The sequence below is a fragment of the Erythrobacter sp. LQ02-29 genome, assembly GCF_022576075.2.
In the GTDB taxonomy this organism is placed as follows: Bacteria; Pseudomonadota; Alphaproteobacteria; order Sphingomonadales; family Sphingomonadaceae; genus Alteriqipengyuania.
Map to the genome: position 1 here is coordinate 2,314,019 of NZ_JANCNT010000001.1, position 22,696 is coordinate 2,336,714.

A 22,696-nucleotide genomic window follows, 5' to 3' on the forward strand; every position below is an offset into this window, starting at 1 on the left:
GCCCCGTCATTCCCGCGCAGGGGGGAATCCAGCTGCGATCTTCGTAACATCGCTCTGGATCCCCGCCCGCGCAGGTACGACGATGTTCATGACGCCAGTTCCGCCAGTCGCTCGCGCACGGCAGCCAGATCGGCATCGAACAGGCGCGCCTGCTTTTCCGCCGCTTCGCCGTCGAGGCGCAGGAGGTAGGATGGGTGCGCGGTGATCCACAGCTCACTGCCCTCGTCGAGCGCAATCGGTTCGCCCCGCGCCTTGGAAATGCTGACCGTCTTGCCCAGTATGCCGCGCGCCGCGCTCGCTCCCATGGCGAGGATCAGTTTGGGTTGCACGATCGCGCGCTCGCTCTCGATCCACCAGCGACAGGTGTCGATTTCCTTCGCGGTCGGACTCTGGTGGAGCCGCCGCTTGCCACGCTGCACGTATTTGAAATGCTTGACCGTGTTGGTGACGTAGACGCTGGCGCGGTCGATCCCGGCGCGCTCCAGATGCCGATCGAGCAATTGCCCGGCAGGGCCGACGAAGGGGCGGCCCGCCTCGTCCTCCTGATCGCCCGGTTGCTCGCCCACGATCATCAGCCCTGAAAAACCCTGGGACGCGTCGTGTGGCCCCTCCCCCATCACCGCCCGGTTGTCGAGCGAGCCGATCGGGCATTTGCGACAGGCATGGATCGCCTTGTCGATCGCGTCGAGGGTCTCGGGCCGATCCTCGAATTCCAGCGTTCCCGCTTCCACCATCCGCGCCTCTCGCGATTGCGCCCCGGCGATCAGCTCGGGAATGAGCGCCGCCTCGGGCATGTTCTTCCAGTATTTCTTGGGCATTTCCGACAGCATCGACCCCACCTTCAACCGCGCGGGGTTAAAGATGGATGCGTAATAGCTGCGCCACAAATCCTCGACCGGATCGCCCTGCGGCGCATCGGATCGCTGCGCCGGCGGCCCCTCGCGCATGGTCTCGCCATCCCAGTGCAGCGTGCCGCGCGGGGTCAGGATCGACCAGCGTATGTTGGCGAACCGGCGCATGAAGAAGCCCGCATTGGCGCGTACGATATGATGATCCGGCTCGAACCAGGCGACGTAGTGCATCTCCCCATCCGCATCCTCGATCTCGCGAAAGCGGACGAAGGCGTGCATCTTGTGGCTGTCGCGGCGCACGTTCTTGTCGAGTTCCTCGACGCGGCGAACGTCGTCATCCGTCTTGTCCTCCATGATCCGTGGATTGGACTGGAGCCGCCACAACAGGCGATAGAGCAGCGCGAACCGTTGCGGGTCCGAATGAAGCGCGGCGTTCTTCGCCAATTGCACGAAGCGCCGGTTGGCGCGGACCGGCCGCGTATCGTCTTCTGGCACCGGCAGGCTTCGGCCCTGACCCGCGAACAGGTCGCCCGAACCCCCGGGTTCGACCCAGGCAATACGATCCGGCGCGATCCCGCATTGGACCAAGGCCCGCGCCCGTTCGCGCCAGAGGTCGAAATCGTCCGGTCGCTCCAGGTCGACGACGTAATAAGCGCTGGGTTCGATTTGCCGCTGCGCGCTCATGCCGCAAACAGCTCCAGCTGTTCCTGCCGGGGGGAAAGCAGCGTGCGCAGGTCGGCGCGGTCGGTCAGCAACGTCGGACGCCAGTCGAGCGTGCAGATGAAGGGACGCACCTTCGTGATGGAAACGGTCAGCTTCGCTACATCGTCGAGCCGTAGCGATCGATGCCGCCGCGCGACGACGATCCGGTTGACCGCCTTCACCCCCAGCCCCGGCACGCGAAGCAATAGCTCGCGGGTGGAGCGGTTGACGTCGACCGGAAAGTTCTCGCGAAACTTCAATGCCCAGGCGAGCTTCGGATCGATGTCGAGGGGCAGGTTTCCATCCGCCTCGGTCGCCTGCATCACGTCGGCGGGGCGATAGCCGTAGAAGCGCATCAGCCAGTCCGACTGGTAGAGCCGGTGTTCGCGGATCAGCGGCGGGCGCTTGAGCGGCAAAACCGCGCTGGCATCGGGAATGGGGCTGAAGGCGGAGTAATAGACCCGGCGCAAGCCGAAACTGTCGTAGAGACGGCTCGCCCGCCCCACGATATCGCTGTCGGTCGCGGCATCCGCGCCCACGATCATCTGGGTCGACTGGCCTGCGGGGGCGAAGCGGGGTGCGTGGCGGAACCGCTTTTTCGCATCCTTCGCCTCGACGATATCGTCCTTGGTCTTGCCCATCGCGCCTTCGATCTGGCGCGCGTCCTTGTCGGGAGCCAGACGGGTCAGTCCGCTATCGGTCGGCAGTTCGACATTGATCGAGACGCGGTCAGCGTAGAACCCCGCCTGATGCACCAGTTCCGGATCGGCCTCTGGAATGGTCTTCAAGTGGATGTAACCGCGAAAATCGTGCTCTTCGCGCAGGATGCGGGCGGTCTCCACCAGTTGCTCCATCGTGTGATTGGAACTCTTGATGATGCCCGAGGACAGGAACAGCCCCTCGATATAATTGCGCCGGTAGAAGGCGAGCGTCAGGTCCGCCACCTCCTGCGGCGTGAAGCGCGCCCGACGTACGTTGGAGCTCTTGCGGTTGATGCAGTAATGGCAATCGAACACGCAGTGATTGGTCAGCAGGACCTTGAGCAGGGAGATGCACCGTCCATCGGGCGCATAGGCGTGGCAGATGCCCATTCCCTCGGTCGAACCGATCCCGCGCCCGTTGGTGCTGGTCCGCTTCGCGGTGCCCGACGAGGCGCAGGACGCATCGTATTTCGCCGCATCGGCGAGTATTTCGAGCTTCTCCAGGATGGTTTGCGACGCCATATGTTCTTTATATGTTCCAGACCTCCCTTTGCCTAGCCCTTATCGTCAGCGCGGCGCAGGCCACCGAATATCATACCGGCGATCAATCCGGTGACGAAGAGCGCGGCCTCCAGCGCCCCGAAAACCGCGCGGAGTGGCACGCTCTCGTCCGCCAGGCGGAGCGTGGAGCCGGGGAACGCTTCTGCCAGCGCGGCCAGGCTGCCGCCCAAGAGAAGCCCCCCGGAAAGGATCAGCCCCGCGCCGATCCCCACCCCGATGATCGCACCGGGCAACAGCTGTTGCAGCAGGCCGCGTCGTCTCGTGCCAAGCCATACGCCGCAACCGCACGCGAGGCCTGCGATGGCGCCCTCCGTCGCGCCCGTAATGTCATGCGGACTGTGGCCGAGAAGGAGCGAGAACGCGTCCATCCCGATCAGGCGGCCGATCCCTCCGGTCAGCAACCCGCCCAGCGCTCCGCCCAGAGCCAGGGCCGCAAGCCCATCTGACAAATTGCGCCACGCAAGCCCGATCCCGCCCGCTATTCCCAGCCCGGCGACCAGACCCGCGAGCGCCCCGACGCAGATCATGACCAGCACCAGCGAGAGGCGTCCGCCCGATGACCCCGCAGAAGCCGTCGCCAGGGACAGGCCGTAGATCATCCCCACCAGCGCCCCGGCCGTTCCGGCACCCAGCGTTCCGCCGCCGACCGGACCAATAAGGGACGATGAAACGACAGGTTTTGCATTCGCGGCAGATGGTGCGGGGTCAGCCGCGACCTGGTGCGGATCCGCCACGAAGCGATAGCCGTGCTTGGGCACCGTCTCGATGAAGCGCGGCTGCGTCGCCGCATCGCCCAGCGCCTTGCGCAATGTCCGCACGCACTGGGTCAAAGCCTCGTCCGTTACCGGGACGCCGTGCCACACCTCGTCGAAGAACCGTTCCTTGGTGATGAGGGAGCCCGGGTGACGCGCCAGCAGGACCAGCGCATCGAAATAGCGTGCGCTGAGCTCCACCACTTCGCCCTCGCGCAGCAGCAACCGCGCCTCGGGATCGAGCGTGTAGCTTCCGAACTGCAGTCTTCCCGTCGATTTCAGCGATTGCTCAGCGATCGCTCATGCCCCTCATCTTCTTCGTCGCCATGGTTTGCCCGTCCAATACCGAGAAAGGCAAGCTCATGACTACCAAGGCAGGAAATTTCGACCGGGCCCGCGCCCTCTGGCGCATCGTCATCTGGGGCGGCGCGGCACTGTTGTTGCTGATCCCGGCGCTGGCGATGCAGGTAACGCAAGAGGTCGACTGGACTGCGGGGGACTTTGCGGTCGCCGCGGTATTGCTGGGAACGGTCGCCTTCGCCCTCGATCTGATCGTGCGGATACGCGGAAGCCTGTGGCGGCGCGCCGGGCTCGTCCTGGCGACGGGCGTCGCCTTCTTCACCGTGTGGAGCAACCTGGCGGTCGGCATCATCGGGAACGAGAACAACCCATTCAACCAGCTATATTTCATCGTGCTGCTGATCGCGATTGGGAGTGCGGGCGTGGTTCGCTTTCGGTCCCGTCCGATGGCGATCGTCTGTCTCGCGATGGCGGCATCGCATGTCGTGCTCGGTGCGATCGCGGCGGCGATGGGGGCGTATCCGGTATGGCCGATCGCGGCATTTTTCGCCGTGCTCTGGATCGCCGCCGCGCTGCCGCTGTGGCTCGGCTCCCGCTCAGGCGCATAACCCCTGCAGGAACCAGTCGGGCGCGCCGCCGCGTCCATCGCCGATCAGACCGTTGCGATAGATCCAATAGCGGCGGCCCTCGCGATCCTCGATCCGGTAGTAGTCGCGCAGCCGCGCGGTGGAGCGTTCGCGCCACCATTCGGGCGCGATCCGCTCCGGCCCCTCTACCCGGACCACATCGTGAACCGCGCCGCGCCAGCGAAAACGCTGGGGATAGCCATCGGGCGTCGCATACAGCACCGCGATGGGCTCCGCCCGGTCGAGCAGCTTCAGCGGGCGCGCGTGGAACCGCAGCTCGCCCTGGCTCGGCGGTTCGGGAGCAAGCGGCGGTTGCCAGCGCTGCGCGCGTTCAGGCAGGTGGCTGCCGTAAAGAACCGGCCGCGCCACCGCCTTCGCCCCGAGCCGGGTGGTCAGCCGATCGATACAGGCGGCGAGCGAGGTGCCGTGCGTCTCGGCCGTCGTCTCGATATCCCCCTGCGTCAGCGATCGGGTTTCGACCCAGCTGGCACGCAGGCGCATGGTCTCGATCCCGAAACCGGCATCGACATCGTCCAGCTTCTCGCCGAACAGCTTGCAAATATGCGCGGAATCGCGCGTCGCCGCGGCCAGTTCGAGCCGCCGCACCAGCACCTCTCCATCCACGCGCCACAGCCCGAGCTCGAGCCGTCGCGCACCCTCGCCCCGCCCCTCCAGCACTCGCGCCATGTCCGCAGCGAGATCGGCGAGGACATGGTCGAGCGGATGGCGATGGCGGATCGGCTCGGCCAGGCGACGCTGCACCAGCGGCATGTCGCGCGGGACCACCGGCAGCAGCGGCTCCGGTACGCGGCCCGCGATCTGGTCGAGCCGGAGCAGTGGATTGGCGCTGGGCGACTTGCGGTTGCGGAAGCGGCGCTGGAGCGCATCGCGCCCTTCGCCCCCGTCCTCCACCCCGGCAAGTTGCCCCACCGTCTTGAGCCCCAGCCGGCGCAACACCAGCAGGACATCGTCCTCGAGCCGGAGCGCCGCGACCGGCAGGCCGGAGAGGCGCGCGACGATATCGTCATCGGGCGAGAGGATGGCATCGTGCGGCGCCTTCGCCGCGCCATGATGCGCGAGCGCCCACGCGGCCCCCGCCGTCGGCGCGATCGCCGCGCGTACGCCCAGCCCTCGCCGGGCGAAAATAGCTCTCACATCGGCCAGCAATTTCGGCTCGCCGCCGAACAGATGCGCTACCGCGGTCACGTCCACCAGCAGTCCGTCCGGCAGGTCGAGCGCCGACCACGGGCCCCAGCGCCGCGCCCATATGGCAAGCTTTTCCAATGCGTCGCGATCGCCCGCAGGATCGACCGGAACCGCACGAAGCGACGGGCATAGCGTACGCGCATCGGCCAGCATCATGCCCGGCTGCGCACCTTGCGCGCTGCCCACAGCGTTCGCAGCCTCGATACGGGGCCCATGCGCGGTTTCCGCGATCAGCACGACAGGAGCCGCATCGGCCCCCTCGCCCAGGCGGCAGTTCTCAGCGAGCCGCCAGCGATCGATCGCCAGCTGCGCCAGCCACAGCGACAGGATTCGCCGCGGCGGCGGCCCCTGAAGGCTGCGCGGCGGGAGCGATGCGTCCCGTACCGTCATCGTACATTATCCATTGGCCCGGTGCATGGGAGCGAGAGCGGAAGAGAACGGCCCGCCAGGTCGGCAAGCCGGGCGCGGCGGCATTCCATGGTGGAGCGTCCGATGGAGCGCTGCCCACTTCCCACCGCATCCGGGCGGAAGACAGGTCGTGCGCGGCATCCAGCCGTACCAGCCATAATGCCACTCCGTGCCGCTCGGCCGCCAGTGTCAGACGACGCGAGGCCGTGAAGTCCAGTGCACGAGGATTGCCCGCTACCTCTCCGATGACGCAGGCCAGTTCGCGGCATCTCACCCCCTCTTCCAGCGCGAAGAGCGCATCCTGCGCGTTCTCGGTGAGAACATGGATCAGGCGATGGCGCAGGCTTTCGGGAAGGCCGGGACGATAGGGTCGTCCGGTCAGCTTCAACGCCGTGCGGTCCTGAACCCACAGCACCGCGCGGCGGTCATCTGTTTCCGCCCCCGCTTCTTCGGCGCGGGTGGCCAGATCGTCCAGCGCGAGCGCCAGTGCGAAGCCCGCCCCGCTCGCTTCGGCCCCACTGGCGAAAATCTCGCTATGGCGCGTGCCACGCAGCGTCTGACCCGGCTGCCAGGATCGGTGTCGGGCAGCCGATAACGAAGCGAGTTGCCCTGGCGAAAGCGTATGCGCGAAAGGTATGGGACGGGATGGGTTCATAGCGAATCGACTCAAGTGTTCTTATTATGTTCCTAAACTTCGCGATGCAACGCCCCCCTCCTTCCCGGAACCGCAACGCCGTCCAGCGCTTATGGGATAAAGGAAGGAGCACCACATGAATCACAAAGAAGGCGATCCCGAAGAGCTCAAGAAGAAATTCTGGAAGGCGCTGGCCGACAGCCCATTCCTCTTCCTCCAGCTCGATGGCGATCCCGAAACAGCGGTCCCCATGAGCCCACAGCTGGACAAGGACGCCAACAGCACGATCTGGTTCTTCACGCATAAGAACAGCAGTTTCGCCAAACTGGGCCAAGCCACGGCCACATTCCAGGGCAAGGGGCACGACATGTATTGTCGTTTCCACGGCCAGCTCTCGGTCGAGGAAAGCCGCGAACGGTTCGAGCAGTTCTGGAACAACTTTATCGAGGCCTGGTACGATGGCGGTAAGGACGATCCGAATCTGCTGTTCCTGCGTATGGACCTAGGCCACGCGGAAATCTGGGACGGCGACTTCGGCCTTCTGACCACCGCCAAGATGGCGCTGGGTAAGACGGTGCACGACGACAAAAACGTCCGTGAGAGCCACACCGAGGCCTCGCTCTAGACGCCAGATACCTTCAAACGAAAGGGCCGCCCTCCATCACGGAGAGCGGCCCTTTTTCGTTGCAAGCCGATCGCTTCAGTCTTTGGGTTCGTCGATCGGAAGCAGGTCCTCATCGCCTTCGATATCATCGACCACCTCGACGATACCCTGCCCCAGCAGGCTGTGACGGCGGCTGTAGAGGAAATAGACCACCAGCCCACCGATGCCCCACACGGGCAGGAACAGCATCGCTGCCGTCGGCAGGTTCACGAACAGGAACACGCAGCCCGCGATCGTGAGCGGTGCCACGATCCACACCGCGGGGGTACGGAAGCTGCGCTTGCGCTCCGGATCGGTGCGCCGCAGCACCATCACCGCGACCGCGACCATCAGAAACGCGTACAGCGTCCCAGCGTTGGAGATGTCAGCCAGCTGCCCGACGGGGAAGAACGCCGCACCCAATGCGACCGCCCCGCCCGTGATCATCGTCACGATGTGGGGGGTGCGATAGCGCGGATGCACCGTGCTCAGCACTTTGGGCAGCAGACCATCGCGGCTCATCACGAAGAAGATGCGAGTCTGTGCGAAGATCAGCACCAGGATCACCGAGGGCAACGCCAGGAATGCCGCGACGCCGATCAGATTACCGATGCCGGAGAAGCCGATCATGCGCAGGACGTGGGCCAGCGCCTCGTCGGAGCACACCAGCGCGTCGGCATATTGCGGCATCGCGCACTGACGCGCGAGCTCCGCCGAACCGGCCTCGATCGGAAGTCCGCCGCTCATGATCGGCTGACCACCGATAGTGCCGATCGCACCGGCGGCCACGAGAATGTAGAACACGGTGCAGAACAGCAGCGACCCGATCAGCCCGATAGGCACGTTGCGCTGCGGATTCTTGGTTTCCTCCGCCGCGGTAGAGACCGCGTCGAAGCCGACATAGGCGAAGAACATCGTCGCCGCCGCACCGACCGCGCCCGTGCCCGTGCCCCATTCGCCGAAGATCCCGGCGGGCAGGAAGGGATTGAAGCGATCGGCGTCGAAGTCCGGACTGGTCAGGGTGAGTGCCACGAACACTGTCAGCGCCGTCACCTTGATCGCGACGAGGATGGTGTTGACCTTTGCGCTCTCGCTGGTGCCGATCACCAGCAGGCCAGTCACGAGCAGCGCGATGATCGCGGCAGGCAGGTTGACGAAGCCACCCTCTTCACCGCCCAACGCAAGCGGGCCGTGGGCCAGCCAGGCCGGTAACTGTACGCCCAGGAATTCGTTGAGGATCGTCCCCGCGAAATAACCCGACCAGCCCACCGATACGGCGGCGGCGGATATTGCGTATTCCATGATGAGCGCCCAGCCGACGGTCCAGGCAAAGAATTCACCGATAGTCGCATAGCTGTAGGTATAGGCAGAACCCGCCACGGGTATCATTGCCGCGATCTCGGCATAGCAGAGGGCCGCGACGATACAGACCGCACCGGCGATAGCGAAGGCCAGCATGAGGCCCGGCCCCGCCTTCTGCGCCCCGACCGACGTCAGCACGAAAATGCCAGTGCCGATGATGCAGCCGATCCCGAACAACATCAGCTGGATTGGACCCAGCGTACGCTTGAGCGATTTCCTCTCCGCCGTTGCAAGAATGGCGTCGAGCGGTTTCACGCGACCGAATAGCATAGACTGTGATACTCCCCTCGGCCGTATCGCGGAAACCCTCCCGCGCGGTGGCCAGCAAACGCGGTGTCTACGCAGCAAATAGGGCAGCGGCAAATGGGAATTGACGAACGAGAGCCGCAGATCGTTGTCGATACGCGGCAGGTCGCTCCGGCAGGCAAGCAAGTCCAAGCGTCGCTTCCCCTGCGCTTTCCTGCTTGCTAGGCGTGCGCACATGTCAACGACCTTCCAGATCAATACCGCGACCAGTCGCGCAAATCCGACGCCGGCCCCCATGAAGCGGTTGACGGTACCGAAGATCCGCGCCCGCAAATCGGGGGGGAAGGTGGACGATCCTCTCGTCATGCTGACCGCATACACCGCCCGCCAAGCGCAACTGCTGGATGCGCACTGCGATCTGTTGCTGGTCGGCGATTCGCTGGGTCAGGTCATCTACGGCCTCCCGTCCACGCTCCCCGTCACGCTCGACATGATGGCCAACCATGCCGCCGCCGTGGTGCGGGGTAGCTATCACGCGGTAGTGATCGTCGACATGCCTTTCGGCAGCTACGAGCAATCGCCGCAGCAGGCCTTCGAAAGTGCGAGCCAACTTCTGAAGGCCAGCAACGCCGCCGGCGTGAAGCTGGAGGGCGGCGAAGCCATGGCGGAGACAGTCGCTTTCCTAACCCGGCGCGGCATTCCCGTTATGGGTCACATCGGTTTGACACCCCAGGCGGTGAATGTGCTCGGCGGCTATGGTGCGCGCGGGCGAAGCGATGCCGAAGCGGAGAAAATCCTTGCCGACGCGCGCGCGCTCGACGAGGCAGGAGCCTTCGCGATCGTTGTAGAGGGTGTGGTCGAACCTATCGCCATCTCCGTGACCGAGGCGGTCCAAGCGCCCACAATCGGGATCGGCGCCTCTGCAAAGTGCGACGGGCAGGTGCTGGTGACCGAAGATATGCTGGGGATGTTCGAACGTGTTCCGCGCTTCGTAAAGAAATACGGTGATATGGCTGCCATGATCACGCAAACGGCGGAAAGATACGCTGCGGAAGTCCGAGAGCGCAGCTTCCCAGGCGAAGCCCAGACCTACCAGCCCAAAGATTGAGCGGTCGGGGTAACATCATCATGTCGGGCTTCATTCGCTTCTACGGCTTCTCGATCGTATTCACCCTCGTCTGTCTGGCGCTGGGCGGATGGTACGGGTGGGAGAGCACCGGTTCGGTCCCGGGGGTGCTCGGGCTTCTCTGGATCATCGCCGTCCTGTCGGTGCTCGAGATCTCGCTCAGCTTCGACAATGCGGTCGTCAACGCCACCGTTTTGCGGAACATGGACGAGATCTGGCAACGGCGTTTCCTGACCTGGGGAATGTTGATCGCCGTGTTCGGCATGCGTATTGCCTTCCCGCTGGCAATCGTCGCGATCGCCGCGGGCATAGGCCCGGTCGAGGCGGTGCGGCTGTCCCTCGCGCATCCGCAGGATTACGAACGCATCGTCGCATCGGCGCATGTCGGCATCGCCGGGTTCGGCGGAGCATTCCTAACGCTGGTCGGTTCGCGCTTCTTCTTCGACAAGAACAAGGATGTCCACTGGATCCGACTGGTGGAACAGCGCCTCGCTTCGGTATCCCGCGTGCCCGCGATCGAAGTCGCATTCGTGCTTCTGCTACTGGTCGGGATATCCACCCTGATACCTGACGAGGAATCCTTGACCTTTCTCATGGCGGGCATATTCGGCATCGTCGCCTTCGTCGCTGTCGAAGGCATCAGCGCATGGCTGGAGCATCGCGAGGAACGGCAGCAACGCCTTGGCAAGGCGGTAAAGAGCGGCCTCGGCGGATTTCTCTACCTTCAGGTTCTCGACAGTTCGTTCAGCTTCGATGGCGTCATCGGTGCCTTCGCCCTGTCGAACAATATGATCGTCATTGCGCTCGGCCTGTCGATCGGCGCGATGTTCGTACGCTCCATGACCATCCATCTCGTGCAGCGCGGCACCCTGGCGGAATACCGGTTCCTCGAACATGGCGCGTTTTGGGCCATTATCGCGCTCGGCATAATCATGCTGCTGTCGGCCCGCTTCGCCATTCCGGAGGCGATCACCGGCCTGATCGGAGCCGTCTTGATCGGTCTGTCGCTATTATGGTCGGTGCGCTTCAACCGGCGCGAAGCGGCGGCTGCGATATAGTCGATCTGGCGAGCCGTCCGGCGATCGGTGCCGCGATCACCAGTTGCGCCAGATGATAGAGCAGGAGCGGCGCGATCACGAAGCCCGCCCGTTCCGGCGGAAAGATCAGCGCCGCAAGCGGCGCACCGATCGCGATGCTTTTCTGGGCGCCCGCAAACAGAAACGCCACCCGATCCGGTCGCGGGAGCCCCAGCAAGCCGCCGGCCAGCCAGGCTCCGGCATGTGCGCTGGCGAGATAGAGCGCCACCAGTCCTGCGAGCCAGACCCAGTCCTGCGCAGCCAAAGCGCCTATCCCTTCCTCCACCGCACCCGAGAATGCCACGTAGACGGCAATACCGATCACGGCGCGGTCTAGCCATTTGCTCGCATCCCGGTGCCGCGCGGCAATTCCTCCCAGCCAACCCTGGGCGATCTGGCCGAGCGCGAATGGCAGAATCAACAATTGGGCGATGCGCCAGATCGTGTCGGTACCGACCGCGACCGAGGCCCCACCCTCCAGGAGCGCGAACAAAGGCGCGCTGACGAAGACCCCGGCGATGTTGAGCACCGCCGCACCGATGACCGCGACCGCGATGCTACCACCTGCCAGCGTCGTATAAGTGGTCGCCGATTGCACGGTCGACGGCAGCGTGCCGAGGAACAGGAACCCCAGCGCGATCTCAGGCGGAATGCGTGTTCCGCATAACATCTGCAACATCATTCCCAAGGCTGGCATGACGAGGAAGACCCACGCGAACAACGGCAGAAAATAGCGCCAGTGGCGCAGGCCGCGCGCCACCTCCGAGCGGGAAACGCGGAGGCCGCTCACGAAGAACAGGACGAAGATCGCGCCGTTCGCCACATCCTGCCACACGTCGCGCGCGGGTCCTGCGGCGGGAACGATAAGGGAAAGGAAAACCGCCAGGGCCAGAACGCCGATCATGGGGTCGGCGAAGACGGAAAAGAGTTTGCGCATCGGCGCGCTCTTGCTGAAACCCGGCATTCTGTCGAGGTTCGGCGAGATCAAGAAGTGGGAGCGAGCAACTTCGCCTTTGGAGTCACGCGCGTCGATCGATCCAAAAGCTCCGCCAGTATCGCAAGCGCGGCACGATTGATTGGCTGAATATCCAGAGCGTCCAGCGCCTTTTCCTTCGGCGTCAGGGCATCAGGCGTGTCGCCGCAGGATGGGAGCGCGAAGGCGACAAAGTGTCACAATGACAAAGCCTGACCGGCGCACCAGCTCAAGCAGAAAGGTCGTATTGCCGCAACAAGTCGTAGAGGGTCGGCCTGCTGATACCCAGCAGTCGCGCGCTGCTCGATATATTCCCTTCGCACCGCGCCAGCGCATGCCGAATGACTCGCCGATCCGCCTGTTCGCGCGCCATTTTGAGGTTCAAGACGGTATCGGGCTCCAGCTCGACATCGTCGAAGTCGAGATCGGCCTTCGCAATGAGCTTGCCTTCCGCCATGATCGTCGCGCGCTTGATCCGGTTCTCGATCTCGCGGACATTGCCGGGCCAACTCCATGCATCGATCGCGGCCAGCGCATCTGGCGAGAAGCCCTTGACGGCAGGATTGAGATCCGGCCCGTGGCGGTTGAGGAACGATTTCGCCAATAGGGTAGCATCACCTGGCCGTTCGGACAGCGAGGGGATGCGAACGACGATCTCCGCCAGCCGGTAATAAAGGTCCTCACGAAAGGAGCCCTGGGCAGTCATAGCCTCGAGGTCCTGATGGGTCGCGCACACGATACGGGTATCGACCGCGATCGCCGTGCGTCCGCCGACCCGTTCGATGGTTCGTTCCTGAATGAAGCGAAGCAGCTTGACCTGAAGCGGGAGCGGGATGTCGCCTACTTCGTCGAGAAAAAGGGTGCCGCCATGCGCCAGCTCGATCTTGCCCTCGCTCGTTTTGACCGCGCCCGTGAATGCACCTTTCTCATGCCCGAACAGTTCGCTCTCCAGGAGCGTTTCAGGGATCGCGGCGCAGTTTATCGCCACGAACTTTCCCTCGCGACGCGGGCTCGCATCATGAAGCCCGCGGGCCAGCAGCTCCTTGCCGGTTCCGCTCGCACCCAGCAGCAGGACCGACACATTCGTGTGCGCGACCCGCTCGATCGTTCGGGCGACCTTTGCCATCTCCGGCGCGCCGGTAATCATCGCGCCGAGCACAGTCTTGTCTTTCGCGACCCGGCTGGCGAGAAGGCGATTTTCCGCTTCTATGGCATGAAGGCCGAAAGCGCGCTGGATGATTAACATCAGTGAATCGATGTCGAGAGGCTTCTGGTAGAAGTCGTAAGCGCCGCGCTCGATCGCCTGAAGCGCGCTGTCGCGGGCACCGTGTCCCGAGGCGACGATGACTTTCGTGTCGGGCTTAAGTGACATGATCGCATCGAGGACTGCGAAACCTTCTGTCGTACCGTCCGGATCGGGGGGCAGACCCAGGTCAAGGGTAACGACCGGCGGTTCATGCACACGCAGCGCGGCAATAGCGCTCTCGCGGTCGCCCGCAAGAACCACCTCGAAGCCCTCGAAGGCCCACTTCAACTGGGCCTGCAGGCCGGGATCGTCCTCGATGACCAGGAGAACAGGTTTTTCATCCTTGCTCATGCCGCTGCCGCCTCGTCGCGCTGGTTCGTGACTTCGTCCGCCTTCGCGAGAGGCAGAATTATGGAAAACCTGGTGCCGGTTCCGGTACGCGACTGAACCTCCAGCCGTCCGCCCATGGCCGCGACGAGTTCACGCGCCTCGAGCGCGCCAATACCAAAGCCTCCCTGTTTGGAGCTGACGAAAGGTTTGAACAGCCCGTCGCGAACGAATTCCGCAGTCATGCCGGAGCCTGCATCGACGATCTCCAGTATCCCGCCCCGGTCGTCGCGCTGGATATCGAGCAGTACGGGTTCCCCGGGCTCGCTGGCGTCGATCGCGTTCTGGCAGATGTGAACGATCGCTTGCTCCAGCGCCGCGCCATCGGCCATGACCGCACAGGATGCCTCTCCCGCAACCACCACCGGATGAATGGCGACAAACCGGCTTGCCACATTCCGGGCCACGGAGACCAGATCGAGCAGTTGGCATTCGGCCTGCCCACCGGTACCGTAGCGCCCGAGCCGGGCGAGCAGCAGCTCAAGGCGGTCCGACCCAGTACGCAGCGTTATCAGCATGTCCGTGCGAAACGCGGGATTGTCGGCGTGCCGTTCGGCATTACGCGCAAGCAGGGAAAGCTGGCTCGCCAAGTTCTTTATATCGTGCATCACAAATGCAATCCGGCGGCTGAAATCGTCGAACTGTGCTGCCTCTAGCAAGGCCCTCTGGCCCGCCTCCTCGGCCAGATAGCTTGCGAGCTGGCGACCCACAATCTTGAGAAGATCGAAATCTTCCCAATCCAACTTGCGGGGATAATCCGGGCGCGCCAACAGCACGGCCCCCGTGAGCCGGCCGAAATGCAGCAGCGGAACGACGGCCCAAGCGCGCTGCTCGCTGCGAAGCCAATCGGGCAGAACCATTGCTTCCGCGCCTTCGGTCTCACTGACGACGTCGATGATGAGATTACGCCGTTCCATGGTGTCGCACAGCGGCTCCGGTAACGTGGCGCCACCATCTGCCAGATTGCTCCAGCGCCAGTTCGCCGTCTCCGCCAGGCCCCCCTGATCGTTCGGGAGGAATAGCACGGAGGCCGGACTTTCGGTGATGTCGGCGAGCGCTTTCGCCACACGCTCGTGCAAGGAACGGCCCCCGCCTTCCCCCGCATTGCCGATCGTTTCGGTGAAGCGAAGCCATTCCGCACGGTAATCGTAGCGATGGCGGAAAAGATGCTTCAGCAGCATCACGCGTGTCCATCCGCGAAAACGGCGCGAAGGGAGCAAGGCAACAGACGCGGCAATCGCCGCCACCAGAGAACCAATCTGGACGATCCTGGCGATGTCCCCACCGAAGCGCGTGGCGAGCCAAGCCAATCCCACCATAGCGGCGAGGTAAAGCCCGATGAGCGTGAGCGACAGCAGCTGGAATGTTACCGCCCGCGACGTGCGGAGCCGCATATTTTCCGCCCCTGCCGTCGCTCCCACCCCTACGCAGACGGCGAGCGGGAGCAACACGATCCCGCGCAACACATTCAGCACCGGATCGGTCTGCGCCGACAGAGCGGCTGAGAGGAACAGGTTGAGCTCGAAGATCCAGTACATGCCGATGCCGGCGATCGTCCATTGGAGCGCGACGCGACTTCGCATCGCCGCACCCAGATAGAGGTTGTGCAACAGCACCAGTGCACCGATCGCCACGATCAGGTGGAACGACCACGACACCCGCAACGCCGTGGGCGAACTGGCCGCGAGGATGATTACGGCCGGCTGAAGCATGGTGACGAAGGCGAGAACGGCGGCAAGCATGGGAACGGCCACTTGCGTATGCGATCGCCCATCGTTGGCGAACAGTCGATAGATCACGAACAACCACGCCAGGTCGCGAAGTGTGCCGAGCAATCTTGCTTCGAGGGAATTGGGTCCCAGCGCGGCGCAGAGCGATGCCCAGCCCGCCGATAGAGCCAAAGCCAGCAGCATCGGTCGCTTGTCGCGCCGACCGGTTTCTCCGTTGCGGGCAATAAATACCGCACCGACACAGGCGGCGGCCGCCCCAATCAGGTAAGCGAGAAAGCTCAACAACTGCGCGGCGGGAAAGGCGAAGGTCACCGCGCGACTTCCGACCAGAGAACTACTCTGAGCGTTTGCACCAGAATCAGCAGATCAAGGAAGGGAGCGTAGTTCTTCGCGTAGTACAGGTCGTATTCCGGCTGTTGCCGCGCATCCTCGATGCTGGCACCGTGGGGATAACTGATCTGCGCCCATCCGGTTATGCCGGGCTTCACCATGTGCCGCTCGCCATAATAGGGGAGTTTGAGCTCGCGATCGGCGACAAAGCTCATTTCGCCTTTGCGCGGAAGGGCGATGCGCCGCCGGAAAGCCGCTTGGCCCAGCTCCGCTCCCAGCGCGACCCGGCCCGCAATCAGCGACAGGATGGCGAGGAGCATCGAGTAGAACAAGGTCGACCGCCAGAAGGTCGAACCTGGGACGACGAAGTCCAATACGAAGAGCGCGATGATCAAAAGGCTCATCGCCTTTAGCAGTCTTGCCTCGGCATAGCGCATCGATCGCAGCGATTGCGACCGATAGACACCGACCGATACCATCGCCAGCCATACGGTTATCGCGAAGCCTGCCACGGGGAGCACGTGCTCGCTCAGCGGCCCTGGGTTCATCCCGGTCTGGTTCGCGCGGATCGTCCAGACGAAATCGCCCGCAACCAAGAGGAGCCCGAGATCGCACAGGCCGAGAAAGATTACGGCATGGGGGACGTAGTGCTTGAACAGGCGTATCATGCGCTCGGGTCCGGCCATCCCCTCTGCGGGATGTCAGCGGCCTAGCACGCATAGATGAAATGTCGGTAAATCTTACAACTTGGGAACGGGCTTCAGGAGGGGGCGGCGCTCGGTCGCGCCCCCTCCCCATTGGGCCAATTCAGTTGCCCGAGCCGGTAGCTTCGTTCGCAGCGGATTCGGCAGCATTGCCGACCTGCTCCGCAGCGGTTCCGACCTGGTTGGCGGCATCGGCGATGGCGTTGTCCTTGGCCGCTTCCGAATTGGACATGCCCGAGAAGAAATAAAGCCCGGCGACCACCGCCAAAATCAATATGATGAGGAGCACCCAGGTGCCTGACCCGCCCCGTCGCCGTTCGCCATCGTCGATGACGGTGGTGTGGGTCGTGTGGGTGCGGCCATCGAGGTCTTCGGTGGTGGTGATGCGTTCTTCGGTCATTGGAGTTCCTCCTGCGAATGCCGCGAAAACATCGCACGCGTCGATCCGGTTCCCTCGAGCGTGGTTAACGCACGTCCGACCCGGGATCGGACAGGAGATATGGGGTGAGCGGGCGCGTGGTCCGATCCATCGCCAGCGTGGCACCTGCGGGCGGTAGCGATCGCTGTGTGCAGGAGGTGCGGTGACAGCGCGCACAGCCCGGGCCGATCGGTGTCGCGGAGGCCGGATCGAGCGACAGCGCGCGCGCGGGGGCAAGCGTTTCGCCGAAACGCGCCTCGATCCCCAGCACTATCGCGTACTCGCCCGTTCCAGGTTCCCCCGCCGAGCGGGCTGCATGGCTGAAGGTGATCCAGTGCGGCCCCGCCGAACCGCCCTCCTCCTGCATCACCGCTTGTGGCCACCAGGATAAGGGTCGTTCGAAAGCGTGGTGGACGTGCCACAACGGGCAGCCGAATGGACTGTCGAGCAGCGTCGTACCGCTCGCGCCGACGAGCCGGGCCGAAAACTGCCCCGCCCGGTCCACCTTCGCCATGAAGAACGGCAGGCCCCGCTGCCCCATCCGCTGCAGCGTCGTGAGGCGCCGGGCCAATTGCTCCACCCCGACGCCGAACCGCCGCTGCAAGATGGCGAAATCGTAGGACGTCGCCTCGCAGGCGCGCAAGAAGCGGCCATATGGCATGATCAACGCGTCGGCGAAGTAATCGGCCAGATGGCGACGGAAGAGCACCCGCACCGTTTCATCGTCCACGCGCGCGCCCTTGGCCACGCTGGTGAGTTCGTCGCCCTTTTCCAGTTCCACCAGCTGCAACGCCATCTCGAACTGCCGTGCCGCCGGATCGAGCATCTCCGACAGCTGAACCTGGCGAGCGTGCAGGTCGAGCCGCCGCGCCAGACCGGGCATCACGTTTTGCGGAAGAACCCGCAAGGTGAGCTGGTGCCGCTCGCGCAAGCGGTCGGTCAGAGCGGTCGCGATGTCGGCCCGCGAGAGCCGCATCTCGTCCGCCAGCTCCTCGGCGGCGAGGTCGAGATCGGCGAAGTGGTTGCGCCACCGTTCCACCTCCTGCCGCAGACCGTCTAGCGGAAGCGATCGCCCCGGCGTCGCGCCGCTGCCCTGCTCGCCCGCCTGATCGAACAGCCGCGCAAACGCCGCGGCGGCCTGCGGAGCGGCGGACAGGAACTCCACCGCCTCGTCCCGATCGATACCGAGGTCGGAGAACCGCTCGTCGGCCAATCGCCTGGCCAGGCCCTGGACACCACCGATCGATTCCGCCTCGCGCAGATGGAGCGGGTCGAACTCGAATTGATCGACCAGTTCGACCAGCACGCGCGCGGAGACGGGGCGTTGATTGCGTTCGAGCAGCGCGAGGTAACTCGGCGAGATACCTAGGCGTTGGGCCATGGCGGCCTGGGTCAGCCCCTCCCGCTTACGCAATCGACGTAGCGCCGGACCGGGTGACAGGGGGGCTTCGGGCATTTGTAAATATCCTTACATCTTTACAGCGTTAGTCACTTATCCCATCGCAGGATAACAAGAAAGTCTGTAAAGAATGATAGCACCGCCGGCCCCGTTCGCTATTTCAGTCCTGCGAACGGGAGAAACCGAAATGACTTTTCAAGATAACTTCACCGAACTGCAGCGCACCATCGAAGACAACGGCGCATCCTGGGCCTCCATCGATCCGCGCAGCGCAGCACGGATGCGGACCCAGAACCGCTTCCTGACCGGGCTCGACATCGCGCGCTACACCGCGAAGATCATGCGCGAGGACATGGCCGCATACGACGCGGACCCAGCCAATTACACGCAGTCGCTGGGCTGCTGGCACGGCTTCGTCGCGCAGCAGAAGATGATTTCCATCAAGAAGCATTTCGGCTCGACGAAGCGGCGCTACCTCTACCTCTCCGGCTGGATGGTCGCCGCCCTGCGCAGCGAGTTCGGTCCGCTACCCGATCAGTCGATGCACGAGAAGACGAGCGTGCCCGCCCTGATCAAGGAACTCTACACCTTCCTGAAGCAGGCCGACGCGCGCGAACTGGGAATGCTGTTCCGCGACCTCGACCGGGCGCGCGAGTCCGGCGACGAGGTCGAGGCGCAGCGAATCCAGCACACCATCGACAGCCACGAAACGCATGTCGTGCCGATCATCGCGGATATCGACGCCGGTTTCGGCAATGCGGAGGCGACGTACCTGCTTGCCAAGAAGATGATCGAGGCCGGCGCCTGCGCGCTTCAGATCGAGAATCAGGTTTCCGACGAGAAGCAGTGCGGCCACCAGGACGGCAAGGTCACCGTGCCGCACGAGGACTTCCTCCAGAAGATCCGCGCGATCCGCTATGCTTTCCTCGAAATGGGCGTTCCCGATGGGATCATCGTCGCACGCACGGACAGCCTGGGGGCCGGGCTTACCAAGCAGATCGCCTATTCCAAGGAGCCCGGCGATCTTGGCGACCAGTACAACGCCTATCTCGACTGCGAGGAGGTCGATCCCGCCGACATCGGCAATGGGCAGGTCTTCATCAGCCGCGACGGCAAGGTGATGGCGCCCAAGCGGCTGCCGAGCAATCTCTACCAGTTCCGGCCCGGAACGGGTGAGGACCGCTGTGTGCTCGACTGCATCACCGCGCTTCAGAACGGAGCCGACCTGCTGTGGATCGAAACCGAGAAGCCGCATATCGGCCAGATCGGCGGCATGGTCGACCGCATCCGCGAAGTGATCCCGAACGCGAAGCTGGTATACAACAACTCGCCCAGCTTCAACTGGACGCTGAACTTCCGCCAGCAAGTGTATGATGCATGGGCAGAAGAAGGTCGCGATCTGTCGCAATACGACCGCGACCGGTTGATGAGCATCGACTACGACGGGACCGAGCTGGCTCAGGATGCGGACGAGCGCATCCGGACCTTCCAGGCCGATGCGGCGCGGGAGGCGGGTATATTCCACCACCTCATCACCCTGCCGACTTACCACACCGCCGCGCTCAGCACCGACAATCTCGCCAAGCGCTATTTCGGCGAGGAAGGCATGCTGGGCTACGTCAAGCAGGTCCAGCGCGAGGAGATCCGCCAAGGTATCGCCTGCGTGAAGCACCAGAACATGGCCGGTTCCGATATCGGAGACGACCACAAGGAATATTTCGCCGGTGAAGCCGCGCTGAAGGCTGGCGGCACGGCGAATACGATGAACCAGTTCGCCGCCTGACCAAGGAGAAAGAGGATGACCACCATGACCGAAGAGAAGCCCCAGACCGAGCGGCCACGCGAACCGGGCCGCGCCCGCGCCCTGTTCTCGACCGCCGATTTCCGCCTGCTGCGCGCGGCGCTGACCAGCCATGCGCGCGCGACGGAAGATCGCGAGGAGCTGGCACGGATCAACGCCCTGCATCACCGCCTCGGCACCTACGTGCCGGACGCCGAGTAACCCACCGTCAGAGTTGGGAGAGGATGGCCGCCGGGAGCAATTCCGGCGGCCATTTCATGCGCTCGCGCGAAGCACTCGGTCAAATCAGACGCATGCCGTAGGTCAGAACCAGCAGGACGGACAATGTCGTCACCATCAGCAGCACCAGGGGCACGCCCGTGCGGATATAATCCGAAAACTCGTACGACCCTTCCGACATGATCAGCATGTTGGTCTGATATGCGATCGGGGTCGCGTAGCAGAGGTTGCAGCCGAACAGCACGGCGAGGACCAGCGGCTCTGCCGGCAGGCCGAGTTGCTGCGCGATGCTGAAGGCGATCGGCGTCCCGACCGTGGCCGCGGTCGCATTCGATGCGAAATTGGTGAGCACCGTCACACACAGCATGATCGCGGCGAGCACCAGCGCGGGGCTGAGATATTGCAGGCCGGAGGACATCACCTGTCCGATCCAGTCCGCCGCCCCGCTGTCGTCGATGATCCGCCCGATGGCGATGCTGGCCGCGACCAGCACGATCACCTTTGCCGACAGCGCTCGGCCGACGCGGTCGAACTTCACGCACCCGGTTACGAACATCACGATCGCGCCTGCCAGCGCCGAGATCGCGATCGGGAACAACCCGATCGAGGCGGTCCCGATCGCCCCGACCATGATCGCGGCGGCTAGCGTGGCCTTCGAACGGCGGGGCAATTCCCGCGCGCCTTCGAGCATCAGCAGGCTGTCGTCCCGAGCGAAGGCATCCAGCCCCTCCGGCAGGCCCATCACCAGCAGGACGTCCCCTTCCGCAATCCGCAGATCGCCGCCTTCGCTGTAAACCTCGCGTTCGCGCACCAGTCGTTCCGGCCGATGAATGCCGAGAATGACCACGCCATACAGATCCGCCACGCCGGACGTGGGCAGCGTGCGATTGATCAGCCGGGAATCGGCGGTGACCGACATTTCCCTGACCAGGATGGTCTCGTTTTTCTGGTCGGCCTGGCGCCGGATACGGTCGAGCACCCAGGTGGGCGCGATCGCACCCTTCAGCGTGCGCAGGGCCTCCTCCAGCGCCTCGTGCGTGCCCGACATGCGCAGGCGCTGCTGGGCTTGCAGCGGGCCACTTGGGGTGCCCTCGAACTCGATTTCCGACGGCATGCGCGACATGATCGTCGCAAGTTCCTGACCGCGCAGCCCGCTTTCCTCGTCGATCCGCAACCGTGTGTGAAACCGCCGCCGCTGCGCCACTTCCTCGACGCGGTTGTCACCGAGCAGGCGCGGCATCACCAACCACAGATAGGGCAGCGCGATCGCGCCCGCGAGCAGCACGATGGGCGTATAGTGGAACACCCCCATGCGCGGCATTCCCAGGTCGTTCGCGATCGAGACGACCAGGATGTTCGTCGAGGTGCCGATGGTCGTCGCCATTCCGCCAATCAGGACCGCGGCGTTCAGCGGGATGAGAGTCTTCGACGCCGGCATTGCGCCCCGCGCGGCCAGCTGGACGAATATGGGCAGGAGCAGGACGAGCACGGGGGTGTCGTTCACCGCCATGGACAGGAAGACTGCCATCAGCAGCGAAATGAGCAGGCCGAGTTGCAGGTTGTATTTGAACAACCGCTCCAGCGCTCTGGCGACCGGCTCGAGAGCGCCGGTGACGACTAGGCCGCGCCCCATGATCATCAAGGCGCAGATCGTAATGAGCGCGTAATGCCCGAAGCCGGAGAAGGCGAGTTGCAGCCCGTCGGTCTGCTGCGTGCCCGGCAGCGGGAAGAAATACAGGCCCACGGCAATGACCGCGATCGTGAGCAACGACACGATCTCGATCGACATCTTCCCGCGCGCGAACGCCACGAACATCGCGATGGTGACAGCCATCGCGGCAATTGCGTGAGGGGATGGGACCGGGATCATTGTGCGGGTTCCGAATTCCAGAAACCCGCGTCGATCACAAGCGGTTCGTGACTGGTAGTGCGTGTGTGGTGCCCAGAAGAGGACAAAGATGGGCACTCAAAACATTGGAGAATTTCGACTGACTTGCCTTAATTGGTTCCGCTTTGCGCTTCAGTCTCGGTCATTAGCTAAATCGCCCGCCACTCTCGAAATTCAGTCATGGGCTCAGACTTCGGTGACGTCCGCTTTCAGGAAGTTCCGAGCGGCCCCGGAATGTCCGAAGTTAGGGTGGATAATTGCCATCTATGTGACGCTGGAACAGAAAGAGTTTGTCCCGGTTTTTTCCGCATGGTTCGCAACAGTCGAGTTCGCGCAGTTTCTGTCATGGTAATGACGTGGCTCACGCTTGCCTGCTCCACGACCGATCAATTCAGGCCTCAATATGT

Annotated in this window: 19 protein-coding genes; 6 read left to right on the forward strand and 13 right to left on the reverse strand. The window is 63.9% G+C overall.

Features of this window, described 5'->3' with window-relative positions; genetic code table 11:
- Positions 1-86: 86 nt before the first annotated feature.
- From MKP08_RS11435 to MKP08_RS11445, 3 genes are read right to left on the reverse strand one after another with little or no spacing between them, the layout of a single operon-like run.
- A complete protein-coding gene (locus MKP08_RS11435; RefSeq protein WP_241553930.1) occupies positions 87-1,535 on the reverse strand; it encodes a UdgX family uracil-DNA binding protein in 1,449 nt (482 codons plus the stop codon).
- The gene (locus tag MKP08_RS11440; protein ID WP_241553931.1) at positions 1,532-2,776 is read right to left on the reverse strand and encodes a putative DNA modification/repair radical SAM protein; all 1,245 of its coding nucleotides are present in this window, start codon (positions 2,774-2,776) and stop codon (positions 1,532-1,534) included. Before MKP08_RS11440 ends, MKP08_RS11435 begins: the two co-directional genes overlap by 4 nt.
- Positions 2,777-2,808: 32 nt before the next feature.
- A complete protein-coding gene (locus MKP08_RS11445; RefSeq protein WP_241553932.1) occupies positions 2,809-3,792 on the reverse strand; it encodes a transcriptional regulator in 984 nt (327 codons plus the stop codon).
- 77 nt (positions 3,793-3,869) lie between these two features.
- Between MKP08_RS11445 and MKP08_RS11450 the strand changes: the two genes are divergently transcribed.
- Positions 3,870-4,475, forward strand: a complete 606-nt coding sequence (locus MKP08_RS11450) for a hypothetical protein (protein ID WP_241553933.1) — start codon at positions 3,870-3,872, stop codon at positions 4,473-4,475.
- Here MKP08_RS11450 and MKP08_RS11455 read toward each other — a convergent pair.
- The gene (locus MKP08_RS11455) at positions 4,464-6,089 is read right to left on the reverse strand and encodes a DNA polymerase Y family protein (RefSeq protein ID WP_241553934.1); all 1,626 of its coding nucleotides are present in this window, start codon (positions 6,087-6,089) and stop codon (positions 4,464-4,466) included. The genes MKP08_RS11450 and MKP08_RS11455 overlap by 12 nt on opposite strands.
- Positions 5,977-6,777 (reverse strand): hypothetical protein, encoded by an 801-nt coding sequence (locus tag MKP08_RS11460; protein WP_373418088.1) that lies wholly within the window; start codon positions 6,775-6,777, stop codon positions 5,977-5,979. Before MKP08_RS11460 ends, MKP08_RS11455 begins: the two co-directional genes overlap by 113 nt.
- Positions 6,778-6,877: 100 nt before the next feature.
- Here MKP08_RS11460 and MKP08_RS11465 point away from each other — a divergent pair, with 100 nt between their 5' ends.
- Positions 6,878-7,366, forward strand: coding sequence for a pyridoxamine 5'-phosphate oxidase family protein (locus MKP08_RS11465; RefSeq protein ID WP_241553936.1), 489 nt, complete (start codon positions 6,878-6,880; stop codon positions 7,364-7,366).
- 75 nt (positions 7,367-7,441) lie between these two features.
- Here MKP08_RS11465 and MKP08_RS11470 read toward each other — a convergent pair whose 3' ends face one another.
- On the reverse strand, positions 7,442-9,016 hold the full coding sequence (locus tag MKP08_RS11470) for an amino acid permease (protein ID WP_215228082.1): 1,575 nt from the start codon (positions 9,014-9,016) through the stop codon (positions 7,442-7,444).
- Between the two features lie 211 nt (positions 9,017-9,227).
- Here MKP08_RS11470 and panB point away from each other — a divergent pair, with 211 nt between their 5' ends.
- Together panB and MKP08_RS11480 are read left to right on the forward strand one after the other, a co-directional pair.
- Positions 9,228-10,100, forward strand: coding sequence for a 3-methyl-2-oxobutanoate hydroxymethyltransferase (panB, locus tag MKP08_RS11475; protein ID WP_241553937.1), 873 nt, complete (start codon positions 9,228-9,230; stop codon positions 10,098-10,100).
- 20 nt (positions 10,101-10,120) lie between these two features.
- On the forward strand, positions 10,121-11,176 hold the full coding sequence (locus MKP08_RS11480) for a DUF475 domain-containing protein (protein WP_241553938.1): 1,056 nt from the start codon (positions 10,121-10,123) through the stop codon (positions 11,174-11,176).
- On the opposite strand, the gene MKP08_RS11485 is transcribed toward MKP08_RS11480, so the two are convergent.
- From MKP08_RS11485 to MKP08_RS11510, 6 genes are all read right to left on the reverse strand, one after another.
- Positions 11,145-12,131 carry a bile acid:sodium symporter family protein gene (locus MKP08_RS11485; RefSeq protein ID WP_241553939.1) on the reverse strand — a complete coding sequence of 329 codons (987 nt, stop codon included), beginning with the start codon at positions 12,129-12,131 and terminating at the stop codon, positions 11,145-11,147. The genes MKP08_RS11480 and MKP08_RS11485 overlap by 32 nt on opposite strands.
- 265 nt (positions 12,132-12,396) lie before the next feature.
- Positions 12,397-13,764 carry a PEP-CTERM-box response regulator transcription factor gene (gene prsR, locus MKP08_RS11490; RefSeq protein WP_241553940.1) on the reverse strand — a complete coding sequence of 456 codons (1,368 nt, stop codon included), beginning with the start codon at positions 13,762-13,764 and terminating at the stop codon, positions 12,397-12,399.
- The gene (prsK, locus tag MKP08_RS11495) at positions 13,761-15,842 is read right to left on the reverse strand and encodes an XrtA/PEP-CTERM system histidine kinase PrsK (protein ID WP_241553941.1); all 2,082 of its coding nucleotides are present in this window, start codon (positions 15,840-15,842) and stop codon (positions 13,761-13,763) included. Before prsK ends, prsR begins: the two co-directional genes overlap by 4 nt.
- Positions 15,839-16,528, reverse strand: coding sequence for a sugar transferase (locus tag MKP08_RS11500; protein WP_241555595.1), 690 nt, complete (start codon positions 16,526-16,528; stop codon positions 15,839-15,841). The genes prsK and MKP08_RS11500 overlap by 4 nt, the downstream gene beginning before the upstream one ends.
- A 139-nt stretch (positions 16,529-16,667) precedes the next feature.
- Entirely contained in the window at positions 16,668-16,964 is a 297-nt protein-coding gene (locus MKP08_RS11505) for a hypothetical protein (protein WP_241553942.1), read from the reverse strand.
- Positions 16,965-17,028: 64 nt separating this feature from the next.
- Positions 17,029-18,438 carry a short-chain fatty acyl-CoA regulator family protein gene (locus MKP08_RS11510; RefSeq protein ID WP_241553943.1) on the reverse strand — a complete coding sequence of 470 codons (1,410 nt, stop codon included), beginning with the start codon at positions 18,436-18,438 and terminating at the stop codon, positions 17,029-17,031.
- Between the two features lie 130 nt (positions 18,439-18,568).
- Here MKP08_RS11510 and MKP08_RS11515 point away from each other — a divergent pair, with 130 nt between their 5' ends.
- On the forward strand, positions 18,569-20,164 hold the full coding sequence (locus MKP08_RS11515; RefSeq protein WP_241553944.1) for an isocitrate lyase: 1,596 nt from the start codon (positions 18,569-18,571) through the stop codon (positions 20,162-20,164).
- A gap of 15 nt (positions 20,165-20,179) precedes the next feature.
- Entirely contained in the window at positions 20,180-20,383 is a 204-nt protein-coding gene (locus MKP08_RS11520) for a hypothetical protein (protein WP_371819616.1), read from the forward strand.
- Between the two features lie 79 nt (positions 20,384-20,462).
- On the opposite strand, the gene MKP08_RS11525 is transcribed toward MKP08_RS11520, so the two are convergent.
- Positions 20,463-22,271: an SLC13 family permease gene (locus tag MKP08_RS11525; protein ID WP_241553945.1), complete on the reverse strand. Its 1,809-nt coding sequence runs from the start codon at positions 22,269-22,271 to the stop codon at positions 20,463-20,465.
- Positions 22,272-22,696: the final 425 nt, after the last annotated feature.

Excerpts from the sequence above, each read along its gene's own strand:
- MKP08_RS11435 (WP_241553930.1), bottom strand. The coding sequence starts at position 1,535 with ATGAGCGCGCAGCGGCAAATCGAACCCAGCGCTTATTACGTCGTCGAC.
- MKP08_RS11440 (WP_241553931.1), bottom strand. The coding sequence starts at position 2,776 with ATGGCGTCGCAAACCATCCTGGAGAAGCTCGAAATACTCGCCGATGCG.
- MKP08_RS11450 (WP_241553933.1), top strand. The coding sequence starts at position 3,870 with ATGCCCCTCATCTTCTTCGTCGCCATGGTTTGCCCGTCCAATACCGAG.
- MKP08_RS11455 (WP_241553934.1), bottom strand. The coding sequence starts at position 6,089 with ATGACGGTACGGGACGCATCGCTCCCGCCGCGCAGCCTTCAGGGGCCG.
- MKP08_RS11465 (WP_241553936.1), top strand. The coding sequence starts at position 6,878 with ATGAATCACAAAGAAGGCGATCCCGAAGAGCTCAAGAAGAAATTCTGG.
- MKP08_RS11470 (WP_215228082.1), bottom strand. The coding sequence starts at position 9,016 with ATGCTATTCGGTCGCGTGAAACCGCTCGACGCCATTCTTGCAACGGCG.
- panB (WP_241553937.1), top strand. The coding sequence starts at position 9,228 with ATGTCAACGACCTTCCAGATCAATACCGCGACCAGTCGCGCAAATCCG.
- MKP08_RS11480 (WP_241553938.1), top strand. The coding sequence starts at position 10,121 with ATGTCGGGCTTCATTCGCTTCTACGGCTTCTCGATCGTATTCACCCTC.
- MKP08_RS11485 (WP_241553939.1), bottom strand. The coding sequence starts at position 12,131 with ATGCGCAAACTCTTTTCCGTCTTCGCCGACCCCATGATCGGCGTTCTG.
- prsR (WP_241553940.1), bottom strand. The coding sequence starts at position 13,764 with ATGAGCAAGGATGAAAAACCTGTTCTCCTGGTCATCGAGGACGATCCC.
- MKP08_RS11500 (WP_241555595.1), bottom strand. The coding sequence starts at position 16,528 with ATGATACGCCTGTTCAAGCACTACGTCCCCCATGCCGTAATCTTTCTC.
- MKP08_RS11505 (WP_241553942.1), bottom strand. The coding sequence starts at position 16,964 with ATGACCGAAGAACGCATCACCACCACCGAAGACCTCGATGGCCGCACC.
- MKP08_RS11510 (WP_241553943.1), bottom strand. The coding sequence starts at position 18,438 with ATGCCCGAAGCCCCCCTGTCACCCGGTCCGGCGCTACGTCGATTGCGT.
- MKP08_RS11515 (WP_241553944.1), top strand. The coding sequence starts at position 18,569 with ATGACTTTTCAAGATAACTTCACCGAACTGCAGCGCACCATCGAAGAC.
- MKP08_RS11520 (WP_371819616.1), top strand. The coding sequence starts at position 20,180 with ATGACCACCATGACCGAAGAGAAGCCCCAGACCGAGCGGCCACGCGAA.
- MKP08_RS11525 (WP_241553945.1), bottom strand. The coding sequence starts at position 22,271 with ATGATCCCGGTCCCATCCCCTCACGCAATTGCCGCGATGGCTGTCACC.